Consider the following 18,514-nt stretch of genomic DNA (forward strand, 5'->3'; position numbering starts at 1 on the left):
GTGGGAGGCGGCGTGGGTGGCGCGATGCAGGGCTGGGCTCCGCTGGGCGAGACGCACACGATCGCCAACGCGGCGGTGCGCTCTGCGATTGCAAGCGCGGCCACGCAGAGCGTGGGCGTGGCGCTGGATCTGCAGGACGAGTTCCGCTGGGGGCAGGTGGCGGCAGCGGCGCTGGGCGGTGCCGCGGGGCAGGCGGCCAGCGAGGGCTTGTCAGCCATCGGGTGGAATCATGTCGAAGGGGCTGCGACGGCCATTGCACAGGCACAGAACGTTGCGCGAGCCAGCGTGGTGGGCTTCGCGGCAGGGGCGACGACGATGCTGGCGCGCGGGGGGCGCTTCCAGGCCACGCAGGTGGTCACGGATGMGTTTGGGAATGCGTTGGGCGAAAGCTTGGCCAGAGGCTCTTCGCTGGAGGCAGATCAACAGCGATCCGGGCGGGACGAAGCGGCATTCGAGAAGGCGCAGTGGGCAGCCTATGCGGCTGATCCGAACACAGTCAATGCGTTCGTTGGTGCATTCAGCGGTGCTCAAGGTTGGGCGAATGGGCGCGATACCAGCAACGATGTGCTGCTGGCGGCTGGTGAGGGTTTTAGTCTCGGCTCTGGAAATGATCCAGATCGATTCCGGGCAGAGAACCTTGCGCGGATGCAGCGCATGCTTGGTGAGACGCCTAACGACGCGGGCACTTCGTTCCGAGTGGAAATCAATGGCGTGTCGACCATCGATGAGTACAACGCTGCACAAGTTCACCGGGCGTTTGAGAAAGGTGAAGACCTCCGACCCACGCTGGCAAATGCGGCACGCCTTGATTTGGTGGATCCCAATGCCCTGAGCGAGGGTCAGCGCTCAGGCATGGTCATCGCTGCAGCGTTGGCAGGTGGTGACGCAATCCTTAGTAGTGACATGCCGCCAGACATCGCTTCGGGTGCTGGTGGACCTTCGATGCTGATTGCCGGGCCTACTGGGAGGGCAATCGGCGCGGGCGGCATGTTCATGCACGAGTACAAGTACGGAGCGCTCGACAGCATCAGGATCGACACGGAACTGGCGGCGCAACGTGGTGATACGGCTGCGCTGTGGGGCAATGCGATGAAGGGAGCCGTCATAGAAACCATGCTGCCGGGGTCGCCACAAGAGCTTGTAGCAGCTGTCGGCGGTGGCATCGCAATAAGTAAGGGGCTCGGTCTAGCTACTGGAGCTGCCGTGAATCGGTTCCCTGTGCTTGGAATGAGCGTGAGTGACGCGTGGTCTGAGACCTTCGCATCGTCAGCTACGGGCCGGGTGAGCGCGACACCGTTGCGTGATCAGATGCTGGCGGATAGTGAACTGCTAACCAATAGACCTTCTGGTGTGAACGAACTTCCACCGTCTGCGACAAATGCAGGAAACCGCCTAAAGTATGTGAGCCAAGACACGTGGGAGTCGCCGCAAGGTCTCCAGTACGGCCCTGATGCTCAGTATGGGAACCGCATTCAGCACGTTCTTCGACACGCTGAGGATCAACCTCTACGCGTCGGTGAGCATGGTGTCTTCGATGCGGGACGCAAAGGAGTGGTACAAGTGGTGGACGAAGCTTGGATCAGCGCTCAACAAGGTGGCACTAACGTGGTTAAGACAACGGTCGGAACCAAGGATACGTATCTGGTCGATATGGGGCGCCGCGTTGGCTGGGTTGGTGGTCAGGGCGGATCAGTGATGGGGAATCCAGGTGTAAACAATGTCCTACTTGTTGTCCGGAACGGGAACCAGGTGGTGACGGCATATCCAATTCGATAAGGTCATCGTGATGCTCTACGTTCAAATTGGTTGCCCGGTGTGTCGTACCGGCGTCATCGGTATTCGGCGATGCGCCGATGGGAAGAGCCTTGTGCTGATGTGCGATGAGTGCGAAACGGTATGGGCTTCGCCTGAGAGTATCGATAGCTCGAATGCGCTTGAGGCAGAACCTCCCAGCTTCGTGGTGCAGGAACTTGGCGTTGCCATTGCTGGCGGCTCCGCTGGGTGGGCAAGCGCGGAGGATGTTGCTGCTCAGGGGTGGAGCGATGCCGTGAAGGGTGTTCAACCAGAGTAACGATCAATCAAAACGAAGAGAAGGCCGCAGATGCAGCCCTTGTCGTTCATGCGTTGATGCTGTTGCTCATCCACCACCCACTTGCGCAGCATCGTCGCGTTCGCAAGCCGCGCGCAGTGCCAAGGTGGCGCTGATTGCGCAACACGCCAGAGCTGATGCATATGGCCGCGAGTTGGCAGCAGCGGCCCAAGAAACTGTGACCGGTTCGGTTCCGAGTCTGTCGGGTGGCGTCGCCTCAATCGCCAACAACTACCCAGCGTACGCAAATGAAATCGCTACGTTGAAACAGCTTCGATCTGCCGGTGTCATAAGTGACGACAAGTTCCGCGAGTTGGTGTTGGGTTCACCGCGTGCAACGATGACGCTGCACTCTGACTACGTGGATCAGCCTGTCATCCCCGCGGGAAGTCCTGTTATGCAAGCCAGCACGAGACCGATGGAAGCGCCGACGCTGTCAGTGGGTGAGCAAGCGATTCGGAGTAGTCTCGATCGCCAGCTCGGAGGGAATTTGGCCTACTCTTACTTGGTTGCTGCCAGCGTGTCTCCACCGGCATTGACGGCGAGCATGGCGCTTGGAGGGTATTCCTTCGGCACAAACATCGTTGATGGCAACTACGCTGACGCTGCGAAAGATGCTGCGTGGATGGGCGTGGACCTTCTCGCTGCGGGCGGTGGTTCGAAATTGACCACGCTGTTCCGTAGCGAAGCGTCATTGGTTAGGTCAGATGCTGTCGGGTTCCGGCTCGAGAAGAACATGCGAATGGAGGCGTGGGCGGACACATTCGGCGCAAGTGGTGAGGGCTACGCGGCGTTAGTCAAGGATCTGCCGAAGTGGGATCCCATGCGCACAGACTTCGCGCTTTCTTTGCGTGAAATGAGGGCTAGTGGCGTGGGCGTTCGTAGGGGTGGAAACGAAATGGGCCCGACCATTGGTGTGTTCGGTGGCGAAAGCATAGAGAATGGAATGTGGTTCAGGTACAACCCGGAAAAAATGCGGGTGGTAGATATGCTGGAAGAGACAACTCATTGGGGGCAGATCAAGGCCGGCCTTCCGCAGAAAGGCTATTCGCCAGCGAATTTGGAAATCTTGGCGAAGCGATCAATTCTTAACAGCTATGACCTCTCGCCAGGGCTACGCTTCGAACTTCGGCACGATATTCAGCGTGTCCGTGACGGTTCTTACTTCGACTTAACAGGTAATCATTGATGGCGTTCATGCTGATCGACTTGGATCGCAAGCCAATGCGAGTAAAAGGTGCTGCACTCTTGGCTGGCGTGGCTGTGTCCGACACCAACGTCCCTATCGGGAAAGGCATCTACCGTGCTTTGCGATCAGGTGCGGCCATAACTGTCTTGAACTCGGGCGGCTCGGTGTTGCCTCAAGAGGCTGCTCGCGCAGGGTTTGCGGTTAGTCGGCCCGTTCCGATCTCTATTGACGCTGCCGAGTTCTTGGTGCCTCAGCCATTTGATGAGGTTTTTACCAGCGTTGGGGAGCGGGTATCTGTTGAAGATCTGAAATTCCAGGTAGCTCCACTGGTGGGCAATGTCGAGGGGTTTTGGATTCCCGTTTCCTTCTCTTCTGGTGGCGAACAAAGGGCAACAGGTTGGGTTCGACAGAGCAATGATGAGCTTGAAGCTCGCGTTGTTCACGCGGACGGTATGCGTTTATCTGGGAGCACGATACGTGTTGTGCCCGTGCACGCCCCGACATCCGCCTTCGAGGTGGTGGTGTCAACAGATGACGGGAACAGATCTCAAACCTGAGTCTCAGTATCACCACCTAAATACCGAGGGCCGCATCAGCGGCCCTCGGTGTTCATGCGTTGAAGCTGTTGCTCAACGCCCGATCTCGATGAGTTCGATATCTGCGCGCCGAATCAGGCAACCGCTACCGCCAGCGGCCGCTCGATCGGCAGGCCGGCGGCGATCCAGGCGTCGATGCCGCCGTGCAGCGGCCGAACGTTGGTGAAACCGGCGCGCTGCAGTTGCTGCGCCACCTTGGCAGCCGAGGCCTCGTTCGGACAAGCGCAATAGACCACCACCTGGGCATCGCGCGGCAGTTCGGGTGCACTGTCCAATGCAGCGTTCACCGGCCAGGGCAACGCTCCGGGAATGGTGCCGTCACGTTCGCGGCTGCCGGCCGAACGCACGTCGACAATCGCCGGCGCGATGCCCTGGCTGATCAGCAGTTCCAACTCTGACACCGTGATGCGCGCCGTGCGCAGCGCCCGGATCAGTCGGTGCCGCTGCCGCCACTTGGTGGCGATGAACAGTGCCAGCGCCAGCAGCAGCACCACAAGGCCGATGCGGCCAAGATTCGCGAACACCGCGATGACGTCGTCGATGGCCTCATGGAACAGCACACCGAGAGTGATGCCAACGCCCGCATAGAGAGTGGCGCCTATCAGGTCGACCATGATGAACGCTGCCAACGGCAACCGCATCCGCCCGCACAGAACGGTGGCGATGGTGGCGAAGCCGGGAATGAACTTGGCGACCAGCAGCGACCAGATGCCCCAACGCTCGAACATCGACTCGGTTTGCCGTACACAGGAGTCAGGCGACATCGAGATGCGGCATACCGTACGCAGCACGCGACTGCCGTAGCGGCGGCCGGCGGCGTACCAGACCAAGTCAGCCAGCAGGCAGGCCGACACCGCCGCGCCCAGCAGTGCGATGGCCGAGTAGCGGCCTTCGACGCTCAGCGCGCCGGTCACCACCAACACGGGGTACGCAGGCACGGGCAGGCCGAGCTGCTCTGCCCACACGTTGAAGAAGACAACGCCCAGCCCGTAGTCGGTGAGCCAGCGAAGGATGGTGTTCAACATAGGTGCAAAGGAGCAGAGGATATCGCTGTCCCAAGCAAGCTGCATTCCGCGATGGGCCGCATTCGAAACCTGTCAGAGCCGTCCTTCCTGCCAAAGAAAAAGCCGCCCCGAAGGGCGGCCAGATCTGAAGGGGCGGACCTTACAGCGAACCCAGGAAGGCCAGCAGCGCCTCCCGATCGGCCTTGCTCAGCGCGACGAAGCGGTCGCGGCTGGCCTTGCCTTCACCGCCGTGCCACACGATGGCCTCGGTCAGCGTGCGGGCGCGGCTGTCGTGCAGGTAGCCGACCTTGATGGTCTTGCCCGCGACCAGCTCGGTGTAGCCGATGCCCCACAGCGGTGACGTGCGCCACATGCTGCCGGTGGCCAGGCCTTCGGTCAGGCCGTCGCCCAGGTCGGCGCCCATGTCATGCAGCAGCATGTCGGTGTACGGCTTGATCTTCTGGTTGCGCGCTTCCTGGAACTCGCTGGTGGAGCCGGTCGTCATGGACTGCACGTGGCAGCTCTGGCACTTGAGGGTGTTGAACACCGTCTCGCCGGCCGTGATCTTGTTGACGTCCGGGTTCAGCGCGGCCAGTGGCGTCACACCCTTCGGGTAGCCACTCGCCACACTGCGCTGGGCCGGCACGGCCAGCAGGGCCACGTAGCGTTCCAGCAGCTTCAGCGCGTCTTCCGTCAGGCCGGTGTCGACACGGTTCGCGGTGGTGCACTTCGACGGGCCGTACAGGCAGTCGCGGTTCGGGTACACCGGTGACGTGACCGACATGTCGAGCAGCGCAGCGGCCGACGCCTGGTGGCGCAGGCTGACCTTCGATGCCTTCCAGCCGTAGCGGCCCAGGCGCACCTTGCCGGTTTCCGGGTCGTACGCGAAGTTCGCGATGCCCTGGACGCCGTCGGCATCCGGAGCGGTCCTGGCACGCGCAATGATGTCGGCATCCGGGATCGCCTCGAGCAGGCCCATGCCGATCACCGGCTGCGCGCTGCGCACCGAGAACACGTCCGGCGTCGGGCCGTCGAAGCTCACCACCGGCTTGCTCAGTTCCACCGAACTGCCGTCGGCCAGTGTCACGGTCTTCAGCTCGAACTTCGACACGTGCACCGCGGTACCCCAGTCACGACGCACGCCATCGGTGGACCCCTTCGCGTTCATCTGGGCGCCGAGGCCGTACATCGGGTGCGGCAGCTGCTGACCATTCGCATCGGTCTGCGCCGTGCGCACCGCCATCGTGTCGATCTTCTGGTTGACGACGGTGGGTGCCAGGCTGCGGCCGTTGTTGATGTGGCAACCGAAGCAGGTCGACTGGTTGAACATCGGCCCTTGCAGGCCCACCGCGGCGGTGTTGCGGTCGTTGCCGTTCTCGGTGTGGTCGCCGGTCTGCATGTGGGTGTGGAACCAGCGGCGGCCTTCCACGAAGCGCTGCATGTTCTGCATGCCGATGTTGTTGTGCGGCTGCTGGAACACGAAGGTCGAGTTGTCGGCGTAGTCGTACGAGACCGAACCGAGGCCGCCCTGCAACGCCGCGGACGGCAGCGGCGTGTTGTTCAGGCGCGGCTGCGCACCGTAATAGGGACGCAGGCCCGCGCCCACCACGTAGCTCAGCTCGTTGGTGTAGTAGCGATGACCGTCGGTGGTGCCGAGCCCCCTCATGATCGCGGTCGTCGAGAAGAACGACGGCGAGAACTCGACCACGTCGCCCGTCTTCAACGAGCGCGCCGCGACGCTCTTGCCGGCGACCGGGGTGGCGGTGGTCACCTTGTCGGTGGCCGGGTCGAAGCTCACTGCGTAGTCGTAGAACTGGGTGGCGCCGGGCACGTCGGCACTGCGGGCCAGCACGCCGTTGACGTCGGTCGAGAGCGCGGAATGGCCGGGGAACGAGTCGAACACCACGCTGCAGCCATCGTTCGCGCCGATGATGTTGTTGTAGCCGCTCGTCGGCTTGGCCAGCGCGTTCTGCGGCGGCTTGGGCACCACGGGGCACGCGGCGATGCCTTGGCCGCCCAGCGTGTAGGTGTTGTCGTCCAGCAGGTCGCCCGGGCTCATCCAGCCGAAGCCGGTGGTGTTGGGGTTGTCGAACCCGCGAACGAAGGAATGGCCGCCGCCGTACTGCGGTTGCTGGAAGTACTCGTTGACGATCACCTTGGGCTTGGTGACGCCGGTCACCTTGCTGTTGTCGATGAACTCGACGCCCCAGGTGCGGAAGGCAAAGTAGTTGGCCACGAAGTTCAGGTGCGCGCCGGGCCCCTTGTCCACCGGGTTTCCGGCGGCGTCGACGGTCTCGTTCGCGCCGTAGCCGGCTTCGTTCCAGTCCTCGCCGCGCTCGCGGGCGTGCCGTGAGCGGCCGACGAAGCCGACGCGCGTCACCAGCGTGCCGTCCGGCAGCGAGAACTGGATGGTGTCGATCGGTGCCTGCTGGGCGGCCGCCGGGATCAGGTTGCTGCCGTCGGCCGGGTGCGGGATCACCGAGGCCGCGACCGCGGAACCCAGCGTGTTGTCGCTGCCCGGGGACTTGAAGCTCGCCTCGATGATCGAGTAGCCGTAGCCGGAGGCGCGCTTCACGCCGTTGATGCGGACGTAGCGGACGTTGGCGTTCAGGTTGTAGAACTCTTCGGTGCCGCCCTTGCCGTCGGCCACGTAGCGCAGCTGGTACCAGGTGCTGCCGTCGTCGGAGACGAGAATCGAATATTCCTTGGCATACGCGGCTTCCCACACCAGCTTCAGGTAGCCGATCTGGGTCTTGACGCCGAAGTCGAACTGGATCCAGTTGGTGTCGGACTGGGAGCTTTCCCAGCGGCTGTTCTGGGTGGCGTTGCCGTCAATGGCCTTGTCGGCGGTGTTGCCGCCGTTGGCGGTCAACGCGGTGGCCTTGACCGGCACGACGGCGACGCCGGGCTTGCTCATGTCGACGCCGGCGGGCAGTTGCTGCGCGGGCGTGGGCGCGGGCGCGGCCGGGGCACCGCCGGACGGCAGCGACGGGGGCGCCGGCACCGGCGCGGGTTCGTTGACCGGCGGATTCGGATCACTTGCCGGCGGCTGGGCCGGCGATTGCGGCGAAGGCGCGCCGACCGGGCTCGGTGCCGAAGCGGACGAGGAATCCGCATCCTTGCCGCCGCATCCGCTGAGGACGGCCGCTGCGAGGAAGAGGGAACCCAGTGCGACCAGCGCTGCGCGCGGCCGGTTCGGTTCTTCGGAAATCGGGTGGTTCATGTTCACAGGTCCTTTGATCGTCCGTTGGCTTGGGGCTGCGGTATCGAGAACTTCACCAATCCTCAGCGCCAGGTGCATGCGTGAAATGGTGCGCAGGTTTGATGCCAGCACCACGGCCGGTGCACGGTGGTAGAACCGGTTCCACCGCGTGTGTGTTGCGGCGCCAGGGGCCACGCGGTCTTGCGGCCGGGCCGGCGCCTTGCAAGGCCGAAGACAGATCGATACAAGTCCGACCGATTGGGGTTGCCAGGGAACAATTTGTGGCAGGCTTCACGGCAACGCCTACCAGACCGGCTATGCGATGGGACTGATCCAGTTCTCGACGCGACGCTCTCAGGCCACGACGTCGCTGAGCAGCAGCGCGCCGCGCCCGGCCGAGGTGGCCGGCGGGTGGCGAGGCTCCTCCGGCAGTTCGGCGGTCTGGTCCCAGATGGCATTCGCCACGGCGGTTGCAGGGCTGGTGTGTGTCGCGCAACGCGGCCGCACCATCAGCACGTCGATCGCCGAGGTCCAGCGCGGCTGGGCGCACAGCAGCTCGCCGGCACGCAGCTCCTCGCTCACCATCGACTCGTAGGCCATGCCGAGCCCGAGGCCCTGGGCCACCAGCGCGCGCAGCGCGTGCATGCTCTCGGCGACGCAAGCCACGCGCAGGTGCGGCAACGAGCGCTCGCGCGCCAGGCGCTGGCTCAGGAAGGTCGCCAGCGGGTGTCCATCGGCATAGTCGATGACCGGCACCGGCCGCTGCCAGGTGCCCGGCAACTCGAACAGCGGCTGACCGCCGCGCGCGCCCACCACCGCCATCAGGCGGTCGCGCGCGACCCGCTTGGCGTGGAACAGCTCCGGCATCAGCTCGATCGGCGCACGCGGGTCCTGGGCCACCACCCACAGCAGCGACTGGCCCGACAGCAGCTCGGCGCGTGCGCGGCGTTCGTCGCGGCTGACCGCGCGCAACGGCGTGTCGGGGAACTGGCGCCGGATGCGCCCGAGCAGCAGCGGCAACAGGCCGGCCTCGAAGCCGTCGGAGGTCGCGATCGTCACGGTGTGCGGGCCGCAGGACGGCTCGCGGTGCTGCGCGGCGTCGAACATCGAGCGCAGTCCGATCGCCAGCGGCGTGAACCGGCGCCCCGCGGCCGTCAGCAGCAAGGGCTGCGCGAGGCGGTCGAACAGCGGCGAGCCGACCCAGTGCTCGAGCGCCTGGATGCGCCGCGACAGCCCCGACTGCGACACGCCGCGGCGCTGCGCCGCCTGCGTGAAACTGCCGCAGTCGACCACCGTCAGGAAGTCATCGAGCCACCGGAGGTCCATCGGCAACGATGCGTCCCCGACCGCAATGCGTCGTCGGGGCCGGAAACATCCGGGTGTCGGGATGCGTGTGGCGCCAGACCGATTCGCCGTCGACGAACAGCCGCGACTCGCCAGTCTTGAGCGGCGACCAGGGTTCGTCGAGGGTCAGGGGCGCGGTCGCGATGACGACCATGCGGTCGTCGCGGCGGTTGAGCACGCCCAGGTCGAGCGACAGGTCGCAGTCGACGAGGCGCGCGGTCGGGAACGGATGGTGGCGCTCCAGCACGACCAGCCTGCTGGAACAGTGCGCGTACAGCCCGTGGCCGTTGGACAGCAGGAAGTTGAAGTTGCCGTGGCGCGCGATCGAGGCTGACAGCTCGGCCACGACCGGCGCCATCTCGAGCCAGCCGGGCGCTTGCGTCCGGCCGCCGAAGCGCTCGCGCAACTCTTGCAGCAGCCAGCAGAAGGCCTTTTCGCTGTCGGTGCTGCCCATCGGCAGGAACGGGCCGGGGCCGCGCAGCGGTGGATTGAAATCGCGCAGGTCGCCGTTGGTCGCGAAGATCCACGACTGCCCCAGCCACTCGCGCTGGAACGGGTGGCAGTTCGACAGCATCGGCTCGCCCTGCGTGGCCTTGCGGATGTGCGCCAGCACGATCTTCGACTTGATCGGGTAGCGGCCGACGAATTCGGCCAGCGGCGAATCGCAGGCTGGCTGGTCGTCGAGGAAGACGCGGCAGCCGGAGCGCTCGTAGAACGCGATGCCCCAGCCGTCGGCGTGATCGTCGGTGCGGCCGCCGCGCTGCGCGAAGCCGGTGAACGAGAAAGTGATCGCGGCGTTCGCGCTGGAGCTCATTCCAAGTAGCTGGCACATGGCAGATCTGGTGTTCAATACGCGGCATGCTGTCCTCCAATTGAGGAGAAATGACGAAGTTCGATGCGATCGGCCGCACGCCGCCGTGCCTGCACAGGCACCACCTCTCGATGCTGTGCGTCGCGGCGCTGCTCGCAGCGTGTGCGTCGGGCCCGAAAACGTCGTCACGCGACGGCCCCGAGGCGAAGGTCCCGCCCGACCTCGCCCGCGTGCCCGATGCGCAGCCGCAGGTCGAGCCGATCCGCCCGGGCGGGCCGAACAAGCCGTACGAGGTGCTCGGCAAGGACTACACGCCGCAGCGCGACGACAGCCCGCTCACCGAGCGGGGCCTGGCCTCGTGGTACGGCCGCAAGTTCCAGGGCAAGCGCACCGCGAGTGGCGAGGTCTACAACATGTACGCGATGACGGCGGCGCACAAGACGATGCCGATCCCGAGCTACGCCCGCGTGCGCAACCCGGCCAACGGGCGCGAGGTGATCGTGCGCGTCAACGACCGCGGCCCGTTCCACCCGGGCCGCGTGATCGACCTGAGCTACACCGCGGCGATGAAGCTCGGCGTGCTCAACGGCGTCGCGCCGGTCGAGGTCGAGCGCATCACGTTCGAGCAGATCCGCACCGGGTCGTGGCGGCGCGATGGTGGGGGGACGGAGGTGGCTGCCGCGCCGGCACCTGCGCCCGTGGTGGCGGCGACAGCCGCGCCCTTGCCTGCGGCGGTGTCAACGCCGCTGCCGGTTTCCGTTGCTGCCGTGCCTCTGCCCGATCTGCCCGCGGCCTCGGCGCCCGACGCACCGATCGACTCGAAGCCCAGCCGCGCCTTCACGACGGCGGCGCAGGGCTTCTGGGTGCAGCTCGGTGCGTTCAAGCAGCGTGACGGTGCCGAGCAGTTCCAGCAACGCGTGTCGGGCGAACTCGACTGGCTCGCGCCGCTGCTCGCGGTGTTCAGCGAGCCGTCGATCTTCCGGCTGCAGGCCGGGCCCTACCCGAACCGCGGCGAGGCGCAAGAGGCCGCGGGCCGCATCCGCGAGGCGCTGAAGCTGGTGCCGCTGATCGTCGAGCGGCGCTGATCCAGGCTGCGAAGTCAGCGTCCGCCGGTCACGTCGAGCAGGCTGCCGGTCGTGTAGCTCGCCGCATCGGAGATCAGCCACGCGATCGCGCGGCCCACTTCGTCGGCCGTGCCGGCGCGCTGCATCGGCACCTGCGGCGCCAGCTGCTGCGCTCGGTCGGGCTGGCCGCCGGACGCATGGATGTCGGTCTCGATGATGCCTGGCCGCACCGCGTTCACACGGATGCCTTCGGCGGCCACCTCGCGCGCCAGCCCGATCGTGAAGGTGTCGATCGCGCCCTTCGCGGCGGCATAGTCGACGTACTGCCCCGCACCGCCCAGCCGCGCCGCGGCCGACGACAGGTTGACGATCGCGCCGCCCGGCCCGCCGTGGCGCGTCGACAACCGCTTCACCGCCTCGCGCGCGCACAGGAAGCTGCCGAACACGTTGATCGCGAACATGCGCTGCAGCCGCGCGGCGTCGATCTGCTCGACGCGCGCCGCGCGGTCGACGACGCCGGCGTTGTTGACGAGGCCGTGCAACGGCGGCAGTCCGGCGTCGCGCTGTGCGGCGTCGACCTGCGCGAACATCGCGAGCACCTGCGCCTCGACCGACACGTCGGCCTGCAGCGCGATCGCGCGCCGGCCGAGCGCCGTGATGCGCTCGACCACCGCCTGCGCCGCGGCCGCATCGCGGGTGTAGTTCACCGCGACATCGAAGCCGAGTTCGGCGCAGCACAGCGCCGCCGCGGCGCCGATGCCGCGGCTGCCGCCGGTCACCAGCACCGTGCGGCCGGCCGACGGACGCGCTGCGTCACTCATCATCGCCGCCACCTTCGCCGCCGTCATCGCCCGCATCCTCCTTGCGTTTGGCCTTCGCGTCGAGCGTGGCCTGCAGTTCCGCCACGCCCTTCATGAAGCTGGCGGTGTCGACCGGCTTCGCGACGCGCAACGCCGGCGGGAACAGGTGGCTCATGTAGAGCTCGCTGCCCAGGCGGTCGCCGTTCTGCCAGTTGAACCACAGGCTGAGCGCCGTGCCGACCAGCGCCATCGCGACCGCTGCCTGCCGCACGCGGCGGTGCCGGTAGGGCTCGACCGCCAGCATGTGGAAGTACAGCAGCGTGGCGCCGACGGCATAGCCGAGCACGAACTTGAAGTCGCTCAGCCATGGCCACGACAGCGAGAACGACAGCAGTTGCGTCGCGCCGCTGATCAGCTCCCAGGCCAGCACCGCGATCAGCGCCACCCGCAGGTGCCAGCCGAAATGCCCCTGGCGCGTGAACAGCTTGGACAGCAGCGTCCACACGCCGCACCAGCCCATCAGCCCGACGATCGCCGAGATGGCGCCGCTGCCGAGCGCGCGCACGAAGCCGTCGGGGTCGGTGTCGAGGTAGGTGTTGAACACCTCCATCGCGCCGACCAGCAGCAGCAGCAGCGCGAGCAGCGGCAGCCCCTGCGCCAGCGAGCGCGTCGGGTCCAGCCGCAGCTCGGGCGCGAGCGCGTGCTCGGCCAGCCGCAGCCGCAGGTGCACGCGGCCGATCGTGATCGCGAGCGGCGTGTCGCCGACCGCGCCACGCCCGCCGGCGTCCACCCGCTGCGTGCCGAGCAGCGCGCCGTTGAGGGTCTCGCCCACCTGCACGAACGCGCCGGTCTCGTCGCGGTCGATCACCAGGTGGTGCGGCGCGACGTGCGGGTCGTCGAGCACCAGGTCGTTGTCGAGCGCCCGCCCGACCCGCAGCGGCCATTGCGGCACCGCCACGCCGTGGCGCGGCGTGCCGTCGCGCTCCAGCACTTCGATCAGCGCGACCGCACCCATGCGTAGGCCTCCAGGTAATGCTGTGCGAGTTTCATCGCGTTCGGGTAGCTGACGGCCTGTGCATCGAAGCGGCCCTGCACGCCGGATTTGGGTTCGTCGAGCGTGGCGACGAGCACCGAGACGTCGTACAGCTGCGGCAGCTTCTTGTAGGCGCGCACGCAGACCACGGCGCGCAGCGGCAGGCCGTCGCGGTCGATGAAGTCCTCGTGGCACTGCGGGCGCGTCTGCTGGTCGGGGCGGCGGCGGTCGAAGTGCTCGTTGCGGAAGCTCTGCGCATAGCGCGCCGAGAAGCGCAGCGTGCCGAGCTTGCGGCCGTCGTAGCTCTCGTGGCGCACCGAGATCGCGCCGGTCGTGAACTCGCCCATGAAGATGCGGGTGTCCATCACGCAGTCGGAGCGCTCGAAATCGAGCCCGCCGGTGCGCGACGGCTCGCTGCTGCCCCAGCAGCGCATGAAGCGGTCGGGCGGCACCGGCACCTGGTAGCGCGGGTGCGTCGCGAGCTTCCAGCCCTGCGCGATGAAGCGGTCGGTCAGTTGCTGCTGGTGCACCATCATCTGCTCGGTCAGCACCGGCCAGGCCGGCAGCGCCAGCGGCGCGGCGTCGCGCCCGCGTGCCAGCAGCGCGCTCGCGAGCGCGCCCGGCACCAGGAAGCTGACCTGCTCGCCGTCGACGCGCCGCGCGACGTTGACGCCGATCACGCGGCCCTCCTGGTCGAGCGCGGGGCCGCCGCTCATGCCGGCGCTCAGCGAGCCGGCGAAGAAGATCTGCGGGTAGAACGAGCGCTCGACCAGCCCGTTGTAGTTGCCCTCGATCACCGCGAAGCCGACGTCCAGCGGATTGCCGAGCGAGTACATGCGCTCGCCCTGCGCGAGCTTCTGCGCCTCGGGCCGGAACGACAGCGCGTCGAACGTCGCGGCGGCCTTCGGGTCGGTGAGCTTGAGCAGCGCCAGGTCGTGCAGCACGTCGAGCATCAGGATCTTGACCGGCGCTTCGCGGCCGTCGGCGGTGACCGACACCAGGTCGTGGCGCTCGGGCTGCAGCGCAGCCTCGGCGACGACGTGGAAGTTGGTGATCATGTGCCCCTGCGCCGACACCATGAAGCCCGAGCCCACCGAGGTCTGGCTGGCCTGGCCCTTCAGCACGGTGCGGATCTGCACCAGCTGCGAGCGGGCCTGTTCGTAGACCTTGCGGGCCGACAGCGACACCGGCGCGGAGGCCGGCGGGTCGGGAGGGATGGCCTTGGCGGGGGCCGTCTGTGCCAGGGCGGGCGAGAGGACCGCCGAGCACAGCACCAACGCCAGGGCTTGAATCAATCCGGGAAAACCGGTGCGTGGCGATCTCATCGAAATCATTCTACGGGCCGGCCCCCGTAGCCCGGATGCGAATCCGGGTTATCCGTTCAATGGCACTCAACCGTCCCCGGGGTGCACGCGACCGCGTTGCTCTGCAGGTCGAGCCCGTCGCCGGTGCGGCCATACAGCGCGAGCATCTTGTAGCCCGTCGCCGGGAGTGCCGTGGCACCGTTCGTGACGGCGATCGCCGCCGAGGTCGCAGCGGGGCGCAGTCGGAAATCGGCGATGCGCCCGCTGCCGCCCTGGCCGCATTGCGCACGGTCGCTGCAGACCGAGCCGCTGTCGAGGCCGAGCGTGCCGTGGGCGAAGGTCCACGCGAGGTTCAGCGTGGTGCCGGCGTTGGCGTCGAGCGCGAGGTCGAGCAGCGATTGCCGGCCGGCCACTGTCAAGTCGGTCCACGGCAGGTTCGGCATCGCGGCCCAGACCGGCGGCACGCCTTCGACATCGACCTCGAAGCTGCTGCGCCCCGAGACCGCGAACGGCACGCTGCAGGCGTCGTCGCTGAAGGTGTTGACGGTGACGGTGCGGCCGCCGCGGAAGAAGTTGCGCACCACCACGTCGCCCACGTCGCCGTCCGGCAGCGCGACCCAGGTGTCGTCGGCATTGCGCAGCGCGCCCACCGCCGGATCCAGGCTGCGCGTGTTGCCGAACGCGTTCTGCTGCCACAGCGACAACCGCGGCACGTTGGCGCCGAAGCGCTTGTAGTACGCGATGGTCACCAGCGCCTGGTCGGCATTGCGCTGCACCACCTGTGCGCACTGCAGGCCGCTGACGGCCTGGATGTCGAACGCGATCGCACGCGAGTAGCTGACGACCGGCGTGTCGCCGTCGATGCGCACGTCGCGCTGCGCCTTCGCCGAGGCATGCAGCTGCACCGGGTCGACGTCGCCGAGGAATTTCCAGGCGCCGCCCTCGCGCGTCACGCCCATGCCGTTGCCCACCGGCTGCACGCCGCCGTCCTGGTCCTGCAGCACGAAACTGACGCGGCACACCGGCTGCGCGCCGTCGAGGTCGCAGCGGCCGAGCGTCGGGCTCAGCAGCCGCGAGCCGAACATGTCCTGCGATGCGAACATCTCGCACAGGCCTGCGGCCACCGCGCTGCCGCCGGTCAGCGGCGCGCCGTCGTCGGTGCTCATGCGCGCGCCGCTGGCGATCTGCGCCGCGAGGCCGCTGTTGCAGGCCGGCGCGCTGGCCAGCGCCTGCGTCATGTTGGCGAACAAGGTCTCGAGGCCACCCAGCGACAGCTCGCCCGCGCCGTTGGCCACGGTCACCGCGCCGAGCGTCGAGCCCTGTTCGAAGTAGAGGTTGCCGCTGCCCAGGCGCGGCGTGATCTGCACGAAGGCCTTGTCGTCGACACCGGTCGCCACGCCGACGGCATCGAGCACCTTGTCGTAGCCGCTGCGCGAGCCGGCCGACAGCGCGCCGGTGATGAAGTCGAAATTGCCGGCGACGTTGCCGCTGAGCACGCCCGACAGGCCGGCCCGCAGCTGGGTCTGCGCGCCCGCGACGGCATTCGCATCGAGCACGCTGCTGCTGCCCGCCATCAGCTCGACCGGCGCCTGGCCGGCCGCCAGCAGCACGGTGGCGCTGGTCAGCGGCGTCACGTTGGCGGTGCCCGGGCCTTGCGCGACCGAGTACAGGCATTGGTAGTTCGCGCCGGCATAGCCGCAGGCCTCGATGCGGAACGGCGCCTTGCCGGTCAGCTCGGGCACCGTGAAGCTGCCGTCGGCGCCGACCGCGATGTCGTGCGCGACGAGCACGCCGTCGGCGTCCAGGATGCGCAGCGTGCCGCCGGTGATCGGCGCGCCGACCGCGACCGAGCCGCTGAGCTGCGTGGTCGGCACGGTGGCCACCGGCGCGGCGCTCTGCGACGACGGCGAGCCGCCGCAGGCGGCCAGCGCGAGCAGGACCAGCGTGGAGAGTGCCTGGGTGCCGAGCCCGATCCAGGAATTCGAACGGCGGGATCTGAGGTTCATGGCGCTCCTTCGCGACCGGCGACAACCGGGCAATACCGCACGGCGCCGTGGCGGAAGCGGTTTCCGGCGGCCCGTGGTGACCGGTCTTCGGCGTGGGCAGCACCGGCTTGAGTCAGGGTCTCCCTCGCGAGCGTGACTTCGTGACGCAGCAACGCCTACGCAGCAACCCTCACTGCCCGACCGGGCATCAGGGCTAAAGTTGTCGCTTCCTCGATCCCCGGATCTCGCACCATGCAACGTCGTGACATCCTCCTGCGCAGCGCCGCCGCCGGCGCAATGGCCGCCTTTCCCGCCCTGCTGCACGCGCAGGCGCTCGACAAGCCGAAGCTGACCATCGCGGTCGGCGGCAAGAACCTGCTGTACTACCTGCCGCTGACCATCGCCGAGAGCCTCGGCTACTTCAAGGCCGAGGGGCTGGAGGTGACGATCGCCGACTTCGCCGGCGGCTCGCGCGCGCTGCAGGCGGTGGTCGGTGGCAGCGCCGACGTGGTGTCGGGCGCGTTCGAGCACACGCTGAACATGCAGGTCAAGGGCCAGCGCATGCGCGCCTTCGTGCTGCAGGGCCGGGCACCGCAGATCGTGCTGGGCGTCAACCCGAAGACGATGCCCGCCTTCAAGGGCATCGCCGACCTGAAGGGCAAGAAGATCGGTGTCACCGCGCCCGGCTCGTCGACCAACGTGCTCGCGAACTTCGTGCTCGCGAAGGCGGGGCTGAAGCCGAGCGACGTGTCGATCATCGGCGTGGGCGCCGGCAGCGGCGCGGTCGCGGCGATGCGCTCCGGCCAGATCGACGCGATGAGCAACCTCGACCCGGTGATCACGCTGCTGCAGCGCAGCGGCGACCTGAAGATCGTCTCCGACACCCGCATCGTCGCCGAGGCCGACAAGGTGTTCGGCGGCCCGATGCCGGCCGGCTGCCTGTACGCGCCGCAGACCTTCATCGACAAGAACCCGCTCTCGACGCAGGCGCTGGCCAATGCGCTGGTGCGGGCCGACAAGTGGATCCAGGCAGCAGGCCCCGGCGAGATCATCAAGGCGGTGCCCGAGAGTTACCTGCTCGGTGACCGCGCGGTCTACATCGATGCCTTCCTCGCCGCGAAGGGCGCGCTGTCGGTCGACGGACTGATGCCCGAGGCCGGGCCCGAGACGGCGCGGCGCGCACTCGCGAGCGTCGACCCGGAGATCGCGGCGGCCAAGCTGGATCTTTCGGCGGTCTACACGAACGACTTCGTGAAGAAGGCCAACGCGAAGTACCCCAAGGCATGAGCGGGGATGTTGCACTGCAGTTCGACGGCGTCAGCTGCACCTTCATCTCGCGCGACGACCCGGGCCAGCGCTACACCGCGGTGCGCGATGTCTCGCTGACCGTCGGCGCCGGCGAGTTCGTCTCGGTGGTCGGGCCGACCGGCTGCGGCAAGAGCACCCTGCTCAACATGGCGGCCGGCTTGCTGACGCCGAGCAGCGGCACGGTCCACGTCTTCGGGCGCCCGCTGACGGGTTTGAACACCCGCGCCGGCTACCTGTTCCAGGCCGAGAGCCTGATGCCCTGGCGCACCGCGCTGCGCAACGTGATGGCCGGGCTGGAGTTCCGCGGCGTCGCCGACGCGAAGGCGCAGGCCGAGGAATGGCTGCGCCGCGTCGGCTTGGGCGGCTTCGGCGACCGCTACCCGCACCAGCTGTCGGGCGGCATGCGCAAGCGCGTGAGCCTGGCGCAGACGCTCGCGCTCGACCCCGACATCATCCTGATGGACGAGCCGTTCTCGGCACTCGACATCCAGACCCGCCAGCTGATGGAGAACGAGGTGCTGGCGCTGTGGGCCGCCAAGAAGAAGGCGGTGCTGTTCATCACGCACGACCTCGACGAAGCGATCGCGATGAGCGACCGCGTGGTGTGCCTGAGCGCCGGCCCGGGCTCGCGCCCGATCGGCGAATTCCGCATCGACCTCGAGCGCCCGCGCGACGTGGCCGAGGTGCGCGCCGCGCCGCGCTTCGTCGAGCTGCACCAGGCGATCTGGTCGGTGCTGCGCGACGAGGTCGTCAAGGGTTATCAGCAGCAACTCGCCGCCTGACGC

14 protein-coding genes are annotated in these 18,514 nt (G+C 67.4%); 6 read left to right on the top strand and 8 right to left on the bottom strand.

The window, feature by feature from the left end; genetic code table 11:
- The 3 genes from ACXJLU_RS12590 to ACXJLU_RS12600 all read left to right on the top strand — a co-directional run.
- A partial coding sequence (locus ACXJLU_RS12590) for a hypothetical protein (RefSeq protein WP_457331329.1) occupies positions 1-1,776 on the top strand: 1,776 nt, incomplete at its 5' end.
- Positions 1,777-2,195: 419 nt separating this feature from the next.
- Positions 2,196-3,278, top strand: a complete 1,083-nt coding sequence (locus tag ACXJLU_RS12595) for a hypothetical protein (RefSeq protein WP_457331331.1) — start codon at positions 2,196-2,198, stop codon at positions 3,276-3,278.
- Positions 3,279-3,286: 8 nt separating this feature from the next.
- Complete coding sequence (locus tag ACXJLU_RS12600) at positions 3,287-3,835, top strand: hypothetical protein (RefSeq protein WP_457331333.1); 549 nt, start codon at positions 3,287-3,289, stop codon at positions 3,833-3,835.
- A gap of 113 nt (positions 3,836-3,948) precedes the next feature.
- Here ACXJLU_RS12600 and ACXJLU_RS12605 read toward each other — a convergent pair whose 3' ends face one another.
- From ACXJLU_RS12605 to ACXJLU_RS12620, 4 genes are all read right to left on the bottom strand, one after another.
- On the bottom strand, positions 3,949-4,896 hold the full coding sequence (locus ACXJLU_RS12605; RefSeq protein WP_457331440.1) for a rhodanese-like domain-containing protein: 948 nt from the start codon (positions 4,894-4,896) through the stop codon (positions 3,949-3,951).
- 142 nt (positions 4,897-5,038) lie between these two features.
- Positions 5,039-8,101: a di-heme oxidoredictase family protein gene (locus ACXJLU_RS12610; RefSeq protein ID WP_457331335.1), complete on the bottom strand. Its 3,063-nt coding sequence runs from the start codon at positions 8,099-8,101 to the stop codon at positions 5,039-5,041.
- A gap of 333 nt (positions 8,102-8,434) precedes the next feature.
- The gene (locus tag ACXJLU_RS12615) at positions 8,435-9,406 is read right to left on the bottom strand and encodes a LysR family transcriptional regulator (RefSeq protein WP_457331337.1); all 972 of its coding nucleotides are present in this window, start codon (positions 9,404-9,406) and stop codon (positions 8,435-8,437) included.
- Positions 9,384-10,256, bottom strand: a complete 873-nt coding sequence (locus ACXJLU_RS12620; protein ID WP_073462744.1) for a class II glutamine amidotransferase — start codon at positions 10,254-10,256, stop codon at positions 9,384-9,386. The genes ACXJLU_RS12615 and ACXJLU_RS12620 overlap by 23 nt, the downstream gene beginning before the upstream one ends.
- A gap of 50 nt (positions 10,257-10,306) precedes the next feature.
- Between ACXJLU_RS12620 and ACXJLU_RS12625 the strand changes: the two genes are divergently transcribed.
- Positions 10,307-11,320 carry a septal ring lytic transglycosylase RlpA family protein gene (locus ACXJLU_RS12625; protein ID WP_457331339.1) on the top strand — a complete coding sequence of 338 codons (1,014 nt, stop codon included), beginning with the start codon at positions 10,307-10,309 and terminating at the stop codon, positions 11,318-11,320.
- 14 nt (positions 11,321-11,334) lie between these two features.
- Here the strand turns inward: ACXJLU_RS12625 and ACXJLU_RS12630 are convergent, their stop codons facing one another.
- The 4 genes from ACXJLU_RS12630 to ACXJLU_RS12645 are packed head-to-tail and all read right to left on the bottom strand — an operon-like array spanning position 11,335 to position 16,442.
- Complete coding sequence (locus ACXJLU_RS12630) at positions 11,335-12,147, bottom strand: SDR family oxidoreductase (protein WP_457331341.1); 813 nt, start codon at positions 12,145-12,147, stop codon at positions 11,335-11,337.
- Complete coding sequence (locus ACXJLU_RS12635) at positions 12,113-13,114, bottom strand: FHA domain-containing protein (RefSeq protein WP_457331343.1); 1,002 nt, start codon at positions 13,112-13,114, stop codon at positions 12,113-12,115. Before ACXJLU_RS12635 ends, ACXJLU_RS12630 begins: the two co-directional genes overlap by 35 nt.
- Positions 13,096-14,457: a S1 family peptidase gene (locus ACXJLU_RS12640; RefSeq protein ID WP_457331345.1), complete on the bottom strand. Its 1,362-nt coding sequence runs from the start codon at positions 14,455-14,457 to the stop codon at positions 13,096-13,098. Before ACXJLU_RS12640 ends, ACXJLU_RS12635 begins: the two co-directional genes overlap by 19 nt.
- Positions 14,458-14,513: 56 nt before the next feature.
- Positions 14,514-16,442: a hypothetical protein gene (locus ACXJLU_RS12645; RefSeq protein ID WP_457331347.1), complete on the bottom strand. Its 1,929-nt coding sequence runs from the start codon at positions 16,440-16,442 to the stop codon at positions 14,514-14,516.
- A gap of 231 nt (positions 16,443-16,673) precedes the next feature.
- On the opposite strand from ACXJLU_RS12645, the gene ACXJLU_RS12650 reads away from it, so the two are divergent.
- Together ACXJLU_RS12650 and ACXJLU_RS12655 are read left to right on the top strand one after the other, a co-directional pair.
- The gene (locus ACXJLU_RS12650; RefSeq protein ID WP_457331349.1) at positions 16,674-17,708 is read left to right on the top strand and encodes an ABC transporter substrate-binding protein; all 1,035 of its coding nucleotides are present in this window, start codon (positions 16,674-16,676) and stop codon (positions 17,706-17,708) included.
- Positions 17,705-18,511 carry an ABC transporter ATP-binding protein gene (locus ACXJLU_RS12655; protein WP_457331351.1) on the top strand — a complete coding sequence of 269 codons (807 nt, stop codon included), beginning with the start codon at positions 17,705-17,707 and terminating at the stop codon, positions 18,509-18,511. Before ACXJLU_RS12650 ends, ACXJLU_RS12655 begins: the two co-directional genes overlap by 4 nt.
- Positions 18,512-18,514: the final 3 nt, after the last annotated feature.

It is taken from the genome of Rhizobacter sp. P5_C2, assembly GCF_054049715.1.